This is a genomic window from Micromonospora orduensis (genome assembly GCF_006228125.1).
In the GTDB taxonomy this organism is placed as follows: domain Bacteria; phylum Actinomycetota; class Actinomycetes; order Mycobacteriales; family Micromonosporaceae; genus Micromonospora; species Micromonospora orduensis.
In genome coordinates, this window is record NZ_VDFY01000203.1 from 41,318 (window position 1) to 54,147 (window position 12,830).

General features: G+C 71.7%; 12 protein-coding genes. 7 read left to right on the forward strand and 5 right to left on the reverse strand.

Annotation, left to right across the window (positions count from 1 at the left end; translation table 11 throughout):
* Nucleotides 1-91: 91 nt before the first annotated feature.
* From FHG89_RS23460 to FHG89_RS23475, 4 genes are all read left to right on the forward strand, one after another.
* Nucleotides 92-1,336 (forward strand): glycosyltransferase family 4 protein, encoded by a 1,245-nt coding sequence (locus FHG89_RS23460; protein WP_139586571.1) that lies wholly within the window; start codon nt 92-94, stop codon nt 1,334-1,336.
* Between the two features lie 100 nt (nt 1,337-1,436).
* On the forward strand, nt 1,437-3,221 hold the full coding sequence (locus FHG89_RS23465) for a DUF4012 domain-containing protein (RefSeq protein WP_139586572.1): 1,785 nt from the start codon (nt 1,437-1,439) through the stop codon (nt 3,219-3,221).
* Nucleotides 3,222-3,234: 13 nt separating this feature from the next.
* Entirely contained in the window at nt 3,235-3,864 is a 630-nt protein-coding gene (locus FHG89_RS23470; RefSeq protein WP_139586573.1) for a hypothetical protein, read from the forward strand.
* A gap of 427 nt (nt 3,865-4,291) precedes the next feature.
* Nucleotides 4,292-4,879 carry a hypothetical protein gene (locus FHG89_RS23475; RefSeq protein WP_139586574.1) on the forward strand — a complete coding sequence of 196 codons (588 nt, stop codon included), beginning with the start codon at nt 4,292-4,294 and terminating at the stop codon, nt 4,877-4,879.
* Nucleotides 4,880-4,938: 59 nt separating this feature from the next.
* On the opposite strand, the gene FHG89_RS23480 is transcribed toward FHG89_RS23475, so the two are convergent.
* Together FHG89_RS23480 and FHG89_RS23485 are read right to left on the reverse strand one after the other, a co-directional pair.
* Complete coding sequence (locus FHG89_RS23480) at nt 4,939-6,396, reverse strand: MFS transporter (protein ID WP_425280209.1); 1,458 nt, start codon at nt 6,394-6,396, stop codon at nt 4,939-4,941.
* Nucleotides 6,397-6,451: 55 nt separating this feature from the next.
* Nucleotides 6,452-6,688 carry a hypothetical protein gene (locus FHG89_RS23485; RefSeq protein WP_139586575.1) on the reverse strand — a complete coding sequence of 79 codons (237 nt, stop codon included), beginning with the start codon at nt 6,686-6,688 and terminating at the stop codon, nt 6,452-6,454.
* Between the two features lie 147 nt (nt 6,689-6,835).
* Here FHG89_RS23485 and FHG89_RS23490 point away from each other — a divergent pair, with 147 nt between their 5' ends.
* Complete coding sequence (locus FHG89_RS23490; protein ID WP_139586576.1) at nt 6,836-7,990, forward strand: geranylgeranyl reductase family protein; 1,155 nt, start codon at nt 6,836-6,838, stop codon at nt 7,988-7,990.
* A 92-nt stretch (nt 7,991-8,082) separates the two neighbouring features.
* On the forward strand, nt 8,083-8,256 hold the full coding sequence (locus FHG89_RS33095; RefSeq protein ID WP_167517505.1) for a hypothetical protein: 174 nt from the start codon (nt 8,083-8,085) through the stop codon (nt 8,254-8,256).
* Nucleotides 8,257-8,316: 60 nt separating this feature from the next.
* On the opposite strand, the gene FHG89_RS23495 is transcribed toward FHG89_RS33095, so the two are convergent.
* Entirely contained in the window at nt 8,317-10,107 is a 1,791-nt protein-coding gene (locus FHG89_RS23495) for a bifunctional metallophosphatase/5'-nucleotidase (RefSeq protein ID WP_139586577.1), read from the reverse strand.
* Nucleotides 10,108-10,274: 167 nt separating this feature from the next.
* Between FHG89_RS23495 and FHG89_RS23500 the strand changes: the two genes are divergently transcribed.
* Nucleotides 10,275-11,177, forward strand: a complete 903-nt coding sequence (locus FHG89_RS23500; RefSeq protein ID WP_139586578.1) for an SDR family oxidoreductase — start codon at nt 10,275-10,277, stop codon at nt 11,175-11,177.
* Nucleotides 11,178-11,225: 48 nt separating this feature from the next.
* On the opposite strand, the gene FHG89_RS23505 is transcribed toward FHG89_RS23500, so the two are convergent.
* Nucleotides 11,226-11,885, reverse strand: a complete 660-nt coding sequence (locus FHG89_RS23505; RefSeq protein WP_139586579.1) for a nucleotidyl transferase AbiEii/AbiGii toxin family protein — start codon at nt 11,883-11,885, stop codon at nt 11,226-11,228.
* Complete coding sequence (locus tag FHG89_RS23510; RefSeq protein ID WP_139586580.1) at nt 11,882-12,223, reverse strand: hypothetical protein; 342 nt, start codon at nt 12,221-12,223, stop codon at nt 11,882-11,884. Before FHG89_RS23510 ends, FHG89_RS23505 begins: the two co-directional genes overlap by 4 nt.
* Nucleotides 12,224-12,830 lie beyond the last annotated feature (607 nt).

Below are 12,830 nucleotides of genomic sequence, written 5' to 3' on the forward strand. Positions count from 1 at the left end.
AGGGGTTGTCGGCATCGTACGCGGGCCGGGTGCCGCTCGGCTGCGGTGCCGCGCCGACCGGCGCCGATCCGCTGTGGACGGCGGTGCCCCGGTGAAGATCGGCATCTTGTCGTACCACTTCCCGCCCGAACCGGCGTTCATCCCGGGGAGCCTCGCCGAGGCGCTGGCCGCGCGGGGGCACGAGGTACGGGTGCTCACCGGCTTCCCGGACTACCCCGGGGGGCACGTCTACCCGGGCTGGCGGCAGCGCTGGCACCACGAGACACACAGTGAACGGCTGACCGTCCGGCGCGTGCCGAGGTACACCGGCGCGGGCGCGTCCACCGGCGCCCGGATGGCCAGCTACCTGTCCTTCGCCGGCAGCGCCACGATGGCCGCGCGCCGGGTCCTGGGCGATGTCGACGCGCTGTACGTCTTCCAGCTGCCGGCCACCACGTTCGCCGCGGCCGGGGTGCTGCGGCTGCTCGGACGGGTGCCGACGGTGCTGCACGTCCAGGACGTCTGGGCACGCGACGGAGTCGCCGAGGCGGGTGACGGACGGTGGGCGACACGGATGTCCGCCGCGATGACCAGGATCTACCGGTCGGCCGCGCGGGTGGCGGTCGCCGCGCCGTCCATGCGGGACCTGGTGGTCGCCGCCGGCGCCGACCCGGCCCGGGTCCAGGTGGTGCTGAACTGGACCGACGAGCGGATCTTCCACCCGGCGACGCCGGACGCCGCGGCCCGTCAGCTGGTCCGCCGCGACGGTCGGTGCGTGGTGATGCACGCCGGCACGATCGGCGCCCGGCAGGGGCTGGAGACGGCGGTACGGGCGGCGGCGGCGCTGGACCGCACGATGGATCTGGTCCTGGTGGGCTCGGGTGGCGAGGAGCGGCGGGTGCGGGGGCTCGCCGCCGAACTGGGCGCGGAGAACATCCGCTTCGTGGAGCGGCGCTCGCCTGTCGACATGCCGCAGTTGTACGCCGCCGCCGACTACCAGCTGGTCATGTTGCGGGATCTGCCGGAGCTGCGGGGCATGGTGCCCGGCAAGCTGCAGGCCGCGCTCTCCTGCGCCGCGCCGGTGGTGGCCTCGGCCGGCGGCGATACCGCCGAGCTGGTCGAACGGGCCCGGGCGGGGTTGTCCTGCCCGCCCGAGGACTGGGCCGCGCTGGCCGACCGGTTCTGGCTGGCCGCGACGATCCCCGGTCCGGAGCGGGTCGAGATGGGTCGCCGGGGGCGTGCGGCGTACCTGCGGGAGATGTCGTTGCCGGCCGGGGTCGACCGGATCGAGCGGCTGCTGTACGAGGCGGCCGGCCGCGTCGAGGAGCTCCCAGCCCCGCGAATGAACCTCGCATAAGCCGCGAGACAAGCCATAACGGTACGAGAATGCGCGATGCGTGCTAAGAACGTCAGGGGAAATCGGACTTTGTGTCCGGTTCCGGAATGGGGAGTGTGGTGTGACGGAGAGCGAACGGCCGCGCCGGCGGCGTAGCCGGTCCCGGCGTCGCCGACGGGCGCGACTGCGACGGGCGGTGCTCGGCGCCCTGGTGGTCGCGTCGCTGCTGCTGACGGCGGGAGGCTGGGTCGGCTTTCGTGGTTGGCAGGCGCGCTCGCACCTGCTCAACGCCGCCGGTCTGGCGCGGGAGTTGAGCGCCCAGGTGATCGGCGGGGACACCGACCGCGCCCTGCGGACACTCGCCGCCCTCCAGGAGCAGGCCGGCGCGGCCCGAGCCGCGACCGACGACCCGGGCTGGGCGCTCGGCCGGCGTACGCCGATCGCGGGCGACGATCTCGACGCCGTGCGGCAGATCGCGGTCGCCATCGACGAGTTGGCCCGGCAGGCTTTCCCGACCCTGCTCCGGACGGACCTGACCAGCCTGGTACCGACCAGCGGTCGGCTGGATCTGGCCCGGCTGACCTCGGTCTCGACCGAGCTGTCAGGGGTGAACGAGGCGGTGCAGCGCACCCGGCGCGACCTGGCCGTGGTGCCCGCCGACCGGCTGGTCAACCAGATCCGCCAGGCGCTGACCGACCTGCGCGGCGAGATCGACCGCCTGGCCAGCCTCACGACCGCCGCCGACCAGGGCGCCCGGCTGCTGCCGCCGCTGCTCGGCGCGAACGGCTCGCGACGGTACCTGCTGGTCTCGCAGAACCTCGCCGAGCTGCGCGCGACCGGCGGCATGTTCGGCGCGTACGCGATGATCGAGACCGACAACGGCAAGGTCAAGATGGGGTTGCAGGGCAGCAGCGCGTCCCTGGGCCGGTTCACGCCGGCGTTGAAGCTGCCGGCCGAGACCCGGGCGCTCTGGACCGACCTGCCCGGCATCTATCCCGCCGACGTCAACCTGAGCCCGCACTTCCCGACCGCCGCGGCGCTGTACCGGGAGATGTTTCGGCGCAAGACCGGGACGACAGTCGATGGCGTGCTCGCCGTCGACCCGGTGGTGCTGTCCTATCTGCTGAAGGCGACCGGTCCGGTGCTGGTGCCCGGTGGCGTTCCGCTGGCCAGCGAGAAGGTCGTGCAGACCCTGCTCAACGACAGCTACCAACGGCTGGATGTCCGGCAGCAGGACACCTTCTTCGCGGCCTCGGCCGCCGCGGTGTTCGACGCCTTTTTAAAGAAGAATGTCAACCCACGGGTGTTGTTGTCCGCATTCGACCGTGCTATCACCGAACGCCGGATATTGTTCTGGAGTGCCCGACCTGAGGAACAGCGGACGTTCGGCGACAGCCGGATGGCCGGGACGCTTCCGGAACAGGACACCGTGCCGACAGTCGGCGTGTTCCTCAACGACGGCAGCGGCGCGAAGCTCGGCTACTACCTGCGGCCGACGGCGAACCTGACGGTGGGCGAATGCCGCCCCGACGGTCGTCGCGAGCTCCGGCTGCGGGTGACCCTGCGCTCGACGGCACCTAAGTCCGGACTCAGCGAGTCCGTCCTCGGCCTCGGCCTGGCCGGCGATCCGTACACCGCACGCACCCTGGTGTCGATCTTCAGCCCGGCCGGCGGCGCGGTGCTCGAGGCCCGGCTCGACGGGGTCGAGACGGCACTTGGCAGCGGCACGGAACGCCGCCGGCAGGTGGCGACGGCCAACGTCGACGTCGGCCCCGGCGCCGAGAGGGCGCTGGAGGTCACCGTGCTGACGGCCAAGACCGGCGTCGGACAGGCCGAGCTGTGGCTGACCCCCACCGCCAGCCCTTGGACCACCCAAGTTCATTCCGCACCAAGCTGTGACCAGTAGGAGGGAACCAATCATGCGGCTATCCCGCATCATCATGGCGCTCACGGTCGGCCTGGCCGTGGTGGCCGTGCCGACGGCAGCGGGGGCGGCACAGCCGCAGCCGACGCCCAGCGCGACCACAGACCCGCCCCAGCCGCCACCGTACGTGCCCGCACCCCCGTCGTTGACCGTCAACCGGCCGACGATCTTCCTGGGCGAGACCGTCGTGCTGACCGGCACCGGCTTCGGTCCGAACGAGATCGTCGACATCTCGGTGACGGTAACCCCGTTGGCCGCTCCGGCAGCCGGTCAGGCGCCGGCGCGTCGCAGCGACGGCACCACCGTCGCCATGGCGCCGGTGGCGTACCAGGCGAGCGCGCCGCTGAACTTCACGGCGTTCACCGACGCCCAGGGCCGCTTCACCAAGAGCTACCGGCCGTCGGTGACGGGTCTGCTGACTCACGCCGCCACCGGTCGGGAGTCCGGCCGGACCGCCAGCACCGAGCTGCGGGTGTTGCACAAGAAGCAGCCGCTGCCCGTCACCGGTGACAGCATCGGTACGCCCATGAAGCTCGGCGGTGGCCTGGTCGGCGCCGGCGCGCTCATGTTGCTGCTGACCCTGGCCTGGCGTCGTCGTCAGCGCTTCGGCGGGGCTGCGCACTGATCGGCACCACCACCGGGCAGTGCCCGGATCTCACCTGAGGCTGGTGCCCGCCGGATTTGTCCGGCGGGCACCAGCCCGTCCTGCGTCCGGGGTGTCCGGCATCACCCGGCTCGCCGCACGTGTGAGTGTTTTGTCCCGGTCTGGACCGTGACCGGCCGCACCCGTGCGGCGGAATGGCCGCGGGCCGGGGGCCGTTACACACCCCGACGATCGCAGGACCACGGGCCGCCGGCCCGACGGTCCGCCCCCGGGAATGACCCCCGGCCGCCGGTCGTTACACCCGGTCCGGCGCCACGAGCCGCCGCTTGCGGCAGCCGACCGAAGACTTTCCCCGTGTACGCGCAGCGCCGGACGAGGTGCTCACACCCGCGTCACCATCCCCCGATCGGTGTGCGGGTGTTTCCTACCCCCGAAGGAGCTAAGCCCCATGAACACGATCATGCGCAAGGGTGTGCTGTCCGTTGCTGGTATGGCGTTCGTCGGTGGCGTGTTCGCCGGTCCGGTCGCCCACGCCGTCAACAACCCCGTCAGCGATGCCCGACCGGTGGCGGTCGTCCAGGCCGACAAGCCGGACATCGGTACGCTGATCCCGCACGGCACCCAGGGCGAGCAGTCGCACATCGACCTGAACGACGAGCAGACCGCGAACGTCAAGGCGATCATCGCCGCGACGAAGAAGGCCGGCCTGCCGGAGCGGGCGGCGGTCATCTCGATCGCGACGAGCCTGCAGGAGTCGAAGCTGGAGAACCTCGGCCACCTCGGCGACCGCAACGACCACGACTCGTTGGGCCTGTTCCAGCAGCGCCCGTCCAGTGGTTGGGGCACGCCGGAGCAGATCACCGACCCGGAGTACTCGACGACGGCGTTCCTCAAGGGTCTGAAGCAGGTCGACGGGTGGCAGGACATGCCGCTGACCGACGCCGCGCAGACGGTGCAGGTCTCGGCCTACCCGGACGCGTACGCGCAGTGGGAGCAGCAGGCCGCTGACCTGGTCGCACAGTACTGGAACAGCTGACCCGCACATGGCCGGCACCCCGATCCGGGGTGCCGGCCATCGGCGTACCCCAGGGTTTGTCAGCCCTTGCGGAGGATGTCGATCAGCGCGGCGACCAGCGCGAGCGCGATGATCCCGGTGGCCAGCACGAGTGACGTCTCGAAGGCAGTGGTCCAGTTGCCGCGGCTGTCGGCCAGGGTGGAGAAGAACATCGAGCCGACGGCGGCGATGCCCGCCGCGGCGCCGATCCGCTGACCGGTCTGGAGCATGCCCGCCCCGCTGCCCGCCTGATCCACGGGGACCTGGGCGAGGGTGAGCGTCTGGTTGGGTGCGATCACCAGTCCGCTGCCGATGCCGGCGACGAGCAGGGGAGCGGCGGTGACCCAGGGCGCCGGGGCGTCCGGCGCCAGGCGGAGCACGACGACCGTCGCGGTCAGGCCGATGACCACGGCGAGCAGTCCGATGCCGACCAGCGGTCGACCGAAGCGGTTGACGACGCGTCCGCCCAGCGCGGACGCGGCGGCCGACCCGAGGGCGAACGGCGTGATGGCCAGGCCGGCGACGAGGGCGCTGTAGCCGAGGCCGTTCTGCAGGTACAGGGTGAAGACGAAGAAGATCGCGGTGAAGCCGCCGAAGTAGATCAGCGCGATGAGTGACCCCAGCGTGTACGACTGGAAGGTGAACAGCTTCAGGTCGAACAGGGGCTCGTGGTGGCGTGCGTACGAGCGCTCCCAGAGCCCGAACACGACAAGCACCGCGAGGCCGGCCGGGATGAGCGCCCACTTCCACGGGGTCTCCCACTGCTGGTCCTGCACCAGGGGCAGCAGGAGCAGGACCACGCCCACGCCGAGCAGCAGCACGCCGACGGGGTCGAGCCGTCGCCGCTCCGGCGTGCCCTCGGGGCGGGTGGGCAGCAGTCGCCAACCGAGGATCACCGCGAGGATGCCGACGGGCACGTTGACGAAGAAGACCCACCGCCAGCCGTGCGCCTCGCCGCCGACGGCGATGAGCAGTCCGCCGAGAAGGGGTCCGACGGCTGTGGAGATACCGATGGTGGCGCCGAGCAGCCCGAACGGGCGGGCTCGTTCCGACCCGCGGAACAGTTGCTGGATCAGCCCGGTCACCTGCGGGTTGACCACGCCGGCCGCGGCGCCCTGGAGCAGCCGGGCGGCGACCAGCCACGTCGGTGAGGTGGCCAGGCCGGCGAGCGCGCTGGTCAGCGTGAACAGGGAGATGCCGAAGACGAACGCGTTGCGCCGTCCACGGGCGTCGCCGAAGCGACCGGCGGGCACGAGGACCAGGCCGAAGGTGAGCGCGTACCCGGACAGGACCCACTGGAGGTCACTCGGTGAGGCGTGCAACGCCCGGTCGATGGACGGCACCGCGACGTTGACGATGCTCACGTCGAGCAGCGTCATGAACGCGGCGACCAACCCGACGCCGAGGGCCTGCCAGCGTCTGCGGTTCTCGGCGGCGTCGAGTGGCTGCGGCGCCTGCGCCGTGCTCATCGGGCCGCCCGCCGACGGGTGATCGTCCATTCCTGCTCGCTACCCCGGTCATCGGGGGCCGAATCGCCGCGGGCGGTCCCTCGGGTCACGCCATCTGGCGGGCGCAGAACCGGGGGCCGAAGTCGAGGCCGGCTATCGGGGAGTCCTCGCGGTGCAGCAGACCCTTCTCGGTGAGCAGGTGCAGCGGGGCGTGCACCTGCTCCTCGGTCAGTCCGGCCTCCTCGCTGATGAGGTCCGGGTACGGCACGTGCCCGCGCTGTTCGAGGGTGGTGACCGCCTGGTACACCAGTTGTTCGACCTCCGACAGCTGCACCTGCTGCATGATCTCCTCCTTTGTCCGTCCGCTCGGCGCGGACGTTCGCACGGCGTCGGGTACCCCCTGGGGCAGCGAAGATGCCCACCCGATCGGGCGGTCGAGGCGACGTGCCGTGGCCGGTCCGCGCGGCGGGCGGTGCCCTAGGCTGCAACGGTGATCATCTGGGATCTCATCGTCGTCGGCGCCGGTCCCGCCGGGCTCTCCGCGGCCCACGCCGCCGCCCGGGCGGGCGTTCGCACCCTGGTCGTCGAGCGGGCCGCGCACCCGAGGTACAAGACGTGTGGTGGAGGGCTGATCGGTACCTCACTGGCCGCCGTCCGGGACCGGATCGAGGTGCCGGCGCGCGACCGGGTGGATCGGGTGACGTTCACCCGGGACGGCCGCCGGGAGTTCACCCGCCGGCACGCCAGCCCGGTGGTGACAATGGTGCGCCGGGATGAGTTCGACGACCGGTTACGCGCCGCGGCTGTCGCCGCCGGCGCGCAGATCCGCGAGCACGTGGCGGTCCGCGCGATCGAGCAGGACCCTGAGCGGGTACGCCTGCGGCTGGCCGACGGTACGACGCTCACGGCGCGGGCGGTGATCGGCGCGGACGGGTCGTCCGGGGTGACTGCCCGGCACGTGGGGGTGCGGTACCGGCAGGTGGATCTCGGTCTGGAGCTGGAGGTGCCGGTGCCGCCGGCGGAGCAGGAGCGGTGGCGGGGGCGTCTGCTGCTGGACTGGGGGGCGATGCCCGGCTCCTACGCGTGGGTCTTTCCCAAGGGGGAGCGCTTGACGGTCGGGGTGATCGCGGCCCGGGGCGCGGGGGAGGGGACGCGGGAGTATCTGCGGCGGTTCGTCGACCGGTTGGGCTTGACCGGGCTGCCGGCGGAGCACGACTCCGGTCACCTGACGCGCTGCCGCGAGGAGGGTTCCCCGTTGCGTGCCGGTCGGGTGTTGGTGGCCGGGGACGCGGCGGGGCTGTTGGAGCCGTGGAGCCGCGAGGGCATCAGTTTCGCGTTGCGGTCCGGGGAGTTGGCGGGCATGGCGGTCGCCGCCGGCGAGCTGGCCGGGTACGAGCGGGCGGTGGCCGAGCGTCTGGTGCCGGAGATGCGGGCGGGGTTCCGGCTGCTCGACGTGTTCATCCACCGCCCGGGGGTGTTCCACGCGCTGTTGGCGACCCCGCCGGGATGGCGGATGTTCGTCCAGTTCTGTCAGGGGCGGGCGAGCTTCGCCGAGATGCTGGGGCGCCGGCCGATCCGGGCGGCGCTCGCGATGCTGGACCGGCTGCCCAGCCGGCGGCCGTCCCCTATTCACCCAGGATCCTAGGACGGTCTACGGGGTGTGCGCCGGACAGCACAGCGGAACCTTCCACCGACCCGCCGGTCACCGGACAATGGCGGGGGAGCAGGGAGGTGGCGATGGCCGAGCAACCGTTCACCGATGACGAGTACGCGTTTCTGCGCCATGTGCGGTTCGGGGAGCTGCCGCCCGCCGTCCGCCCGGACGACCGGGTCGCGTTGACCGAGACGGACCCGGGGCGTGACGGGCCGGACAGGGCCGAGGACCCGATCCGCTGGAACGTGCAGGGCTGAGAACACGCGACGGGCCGCGGGTGATCACCACCCACGGCCCGCCCCGACGTGTCGCTCCGGTCAGAAGACCGGCACGCCCTCGCGCACGAGGCGCCAGTTGGGCTGGAAGAAGTCGGCCGGGTCGATCGTCCCCCTGGCCTGCGCCCAGTCGATGAGCAGCTGGCGGATCTCCTGCTGCGCGTTGTAGACCTGGGTCTTGACGATGCCGGGGAAGTTGCCGCCGCCGCTGCGCCGGTAGTTGTTCACCGCCATCACGAACTGCGCGTTGTCCGCGACCGGGGTGTCGGTGCCGGGCAGCACCAGGCGGGTGATCCGCTGGCCGATCGGCTTGGAGATGTCGATGTCGTAGTCCAGGCCGGAGATCGCGTCGTAGTTGTAGTCCGGCACCGCCGGGTCGCTGATCTGCTCCGTGTCAACCGGGGCGCCTGGGGCGACGGTGCGGAAGTACTTCGCCGAGTACTCCAGGTACGCGCGCACCTCGGCGCCGCTGAGCACGACCGCCTCGAGGGTGTTGTCGAACACGTAGAGCCCGGCCACGTCGCGGATCTTGACGTCGCCGGCGGGGAAGACCGCGGTGCGGCTGAACGGCGAGGCCTGCGACAGCACCGGCAGGTCGGCGTACTGCGTGCCGGCCAGCGCCTTCGTGACGGTCTCGGCCTGGACGTGGTTGATGAAGTCCAGGATGGGGCTGTCCTTGAACCGCGACTCCACGGTGGACATCCCCACGGTGGCCTGGGCGACCACCTGGTTGACGTACGTGATGGTCTTCTGGTGCTGGGCCCGTACGGCGGCGAGCACCTTCGGGTCCTCGACCACCGTGTTGGTGTTCAGCATGGTGGCGGTCTTCTTGGTGATCGTCCACCGCCCCCGCTCGCGGGCGAGGGTGAAGTCCATCCGGGTGAGCCGCTGGCCCCACTTCGACGGCTCGGAGAGCAGCACCTGCGCGCCGGTGCGCTCGTTGGTGACGAACCGCTCGACCACCTCGTTGTGTGCGTGCCCGAACAGGATCGCGTCGATGCCCGGCACCTGCTGCGCGATCAGCGCCACCGGGTTCTCGTTCGGCAGGTCCGGGCCGTAGCTGGAGGTGCCGCTGTCACCACCGTGCGCGGAGATCAGCACGAGGTCCGCGCCCCGCGCCCGCATGATCGGCACGTACTTCGCCGCAGTGGCGACCATGTCGTCGAACCGCAGCCTGCCCTCGACGTTGCCCTTGTCCCAGATGGCCACCCCGGGGTTGGTCAGGCCGAGGATGCCGACCCGCAGGGTCGGCGCGGCGAAGCCGAGGGAGACCTTCTTGATGACGTACGGCTGGAAGGCCGGCTTGCCGGTCTTCGCGTTCACCGCGTTGGCGGCGAGCGCCGGGAAGCCGAGCTGGCGGATCCACAGGTCCAGCAACGGCAGGCCGTAGTTGAACTCGTGGTTGCCCAGCGTCACCGCGTCGTAGTCGATGACGTTCATGGCGCGGGCCATCGGGTGCTTCTCGCCGGTGGCGGTGATCGGCTCCTGCTTGGCGTAGAACGTGGCCAGCGGGGTGCCCTGGATCGTGTCGCCGGCGTCGAGCACCAGCGTCGCCCTGCCGCGCCGCTCGGCGCGGATCTGCTTGATCAGGGTGGCGAGCTTCGCGACGCCGATGTCGTTGTGCTTGCTGTCGTCGTACTCGGCGTCGCGGTAGTAGTCCCAGTTGTAGACGTTGCCGTGGGTGTCCGACGTGCCCAGGAGGGTGAGGTCCCAGGTGCGCGGCCGGGCCGCGCCGGCCGCCTGCGCGGGCGCGGCGGCGATCAGCGGGGCGGTCGCCGCCGCGGCCGCGACGGCGAGCACCTGGCGACGCGACGGGCCGGAGGGAGAGGTCATGACATGCCTTTCCATGGGGGTGGAGGCACCTCGTGGGCGCCTCGCGCACCATAACCACCGTCTGTCACTCCTGCCACGTCAGCCCCGGTTTCCGCAGCCCGCCGTCGGGTAGCGCGGTGGAGAACGGTTGTCGCGGGAGCTGACCCGCGCGGTGCGAGGAGACGTCGGTGAGTGAGGACCAGCACACCCAGCAGGACCCGACCAGCCAGTACGGCCAGCAGTCCGGCCAGCCCGGCCAGCAGCAGTCGCCGCCCGGCTCGACCGGGGAGATGACGCCGAAGCCGGACCACGGGGAGGACACGTACCGGGGCAGCGGCAAGCTCGACGGCAAACGGGCGCTGATCACCGGCGGTGACTCGGGGATCGGCCGGGCGGTCGCGATCGCGTACGCCCGGGAGGGCGCCGACGTGGTCATCTCCTATCTGAGCGAGGAGGAGGACGCCGACGCCCGGGAGACCATCCGGCTGGTCGAGGACGCCGGCCGGCGGGGCGTCGCGGTGCGCGGCGACATCACCGACGAGGCGCACTGCCAGGAACTCGTCGACCGTACGGTGCGTGACCTGGGCGGCATTGACATCCTTGTCAACAACGCGGCCTACCAGATGTCGCAGGACAAGGGGATCCTCGGGATCAGCACCGAACAGTTCGACCGGGTGCTCAAGACCAACCTGTACGCGATGTTCTGGCTGTGCAAGGCCGCCATTCCCCACCTGCCCGAGGGCTCGGCGATCATCAACACGGCGTCGATCCAGGCGTTCGACCCGTCGCCGCAGCTGCTCGACTACGCCACCACCAAGGCGGGGATCGCCAACTTCACCAAGGCCCTCGCCGCCGACCTCGCCGAGCAGGGCATCCGGGTCAACGCGGTGGCGCCCGGCCCGGTCTGGACGCCGTTGATCCCGGCGACCATGCCGAAGGAGAAGGTGGAGCAGTTCGGCACCGACACCCCGCAGGGCCGCCCCGGTCAGCCGGCGGAGGTGGCTCCCGCGTACGTCTTCTTCGCCTCGCAGGAGTCCAGCTACGTCACCGGTGAGATCCTCGGCGTCACGGGCGGTCGACCGACCAAGTGAACCCGCAGGCGGGCGGGCGGCCCCCGGGCCGCCCGCCCGGTCGCACGGTCAGCGCGGCCAGGTGGCGAAACGCTCCCGGACCCGGGCGACGTCGGTGGCCCCCAGGCCGTACCGGCCGAAGCGCTGCTCGGACAGCCGGTCCAGGTAACGGCCGGCGGCCCGCACGTCGTCCGGGTCCAGCGCCGGGTCGACCTGCCGGGCCAGCACCAGCAACTCGGTCACGTCGTAGTGTTCCAGGGCCGCCGCCACGTCGATGAAGTCGCGGACCTCCCGACGGTTGACCAGCGCCGCGATCTTGTTGGCCACCAGGTCGCGGACGTCCATGACCGGGCCGAGGTCCATCACCACTGGGCTCTGCTGCCGGTCCAGCCGGGCCAGGCTGAGCCGGATCTGCCGCCCGTCACGGCTCACCACGAAGTCCTTCATGTCCCGGTCGTACCCGTCGAACAGCTCGGCGAGGTCGCTGTCCGGGTCGGCGTCCGTGACGGTGAACCCGGCGCGCTCCAACGCCACCCGCACGCCGGCGGAGGCCGCGGCGGCGGCACCTTCGACGTCGGCGAAGAGGTCGACGTCCTCCGTCGGGCGGGCGACGAGGCCGTGCGCGGCCCACGCCACCCCGCCGCCCAACACGAAGCGGTACGGGCCGGCGGCGGCCAACGCCACCCGGGCCACCTCCCGGTAGAACTCGTGCAGATGGGGCGCGATCACGCCGCCCGCAGGCCCCGGTGGCGGCTCTCCCACGCCAGGCGTACGCCCCGGGGCAGGTTGAGCAGCCGCCACACCCGCCGCAGCGTCCGCCCGTTGATCAGGACGCGCAGGTCCTCGGCGCGGGTGGTCTCCCGCAGCACGTTCTCGTACATCCACAGCAGCTGGTCGGGGTCGGCGAGGTCGAAGGTGCGTTCCGCGTTCCACATCAACCGCACCGGCAACTCCACCACACCCCGAGTGGGACCGGCCAGCTCGGCGAGCGTCCGCGCCACCACGGCGGGGCGACCCGGGCGGGCCAGGAAGGCCACGCCGGTCGCGGTGGGGGAGACGGCCTGCATGGTGTCAGGGTAACGCCCAGCAGTCCAGGTGTCGCTCAGGACGTTTGCGCCGGACTGTCGCCGGCCCCCCGACGGCCCCGCCTGCGCGGGCTTGCCGGCTCCGCCCGCGGTCCGCTGCCCGCCGGTCCGCCGTTCGCGGTCCGCCGCCCGTGGGCTCGCGGACGGCATCGCTCGCCGGTTGGGTGCGTCGCGCGTCACGGCTCGGCCTCTGTGCCGGTTTCGGCTGTCCACCCGGCCTGGTTGCCTCCGCGGCGAATGCCTCCGACTCACGACCGGGCGTTTTGTCGGTTTCAAGGGGATCGGGCGTGGTTACCGACTCATGACCCACACCACATCGCCGATATGGGGGTATCCCGGCGTCCCGGATACCCCCATATCGGCGATGCCGTGTGGGTCATGCCGAGTGGGGGACCGGCCCGGCTCACCCGCGCGGGTTTCCTGGGCGATTTATCCGGTCAGAACGGTGTCTGGGCTGTGACCGGTCGCACCGGTGCGGCGGAATCGTGGCCGGCCGGGGGTCGTTACATACCCTGACGATCGCAGGACCACGGCCCACCGCCCGGCCCCCACGGGTGGGAATGCGCGGCCAGGCCCGGTCGTTGCAGAC

Bases quoted from the DNA above. Each gene is read 5' to 3' on its own strand.
- FHG89_RS23495 (WP_139586577.1), bottom strand. From the start codon at position 10,107: ATGACCTCTCCCTCCGGCCCGTCGCGTCGCCAGGTGCTCGCCGTCGCG.
- FHG89_RS23480 (WP_425280209.1), bottom strand. From the start codon at position 6,396: ATGGACGATCACCCGTCGGCGGGCGGCCCGATGAGCACGGCGCAGGCG.
- FHG89_RS23485 (WP_139586575.1), bottom strand. From the start codon at position 6,688: ATGCAGCAGGTGCAGCTGTCGGAGGTCGAACAACTGGTGTACCAGGCG.
- FHG89_RS23510 (WP_139586580.1), bottom strand. From the start codon at position 12,223: ATGCAGGCCGTCTCCCCCACCGCGACCGGCGTGGCCTTCCTGGCCCGC.
- FHG89_RS23475 (WP_139586574.1), top strand. From the start codon at position 4,292: ATGAACACGATCATGCGCAAGGGTGTGCTGTCCGTTGCTGGTATGGCG.
- FHG89_RS33095 (WP_167517505.1), top strand. From the start codon at position 8,083: ATGGCCGAGCAACCGTTCACCGATGACGAGTACGCGTTTCTGCGCCAT.
- FHG89_RS23470 (WP_139586573.1), top strand. From the start codon at position 3,235: ATGCGGCTATCCCGCATCATCATGGCGCTCACGGTCGGCCTGGCCGTG.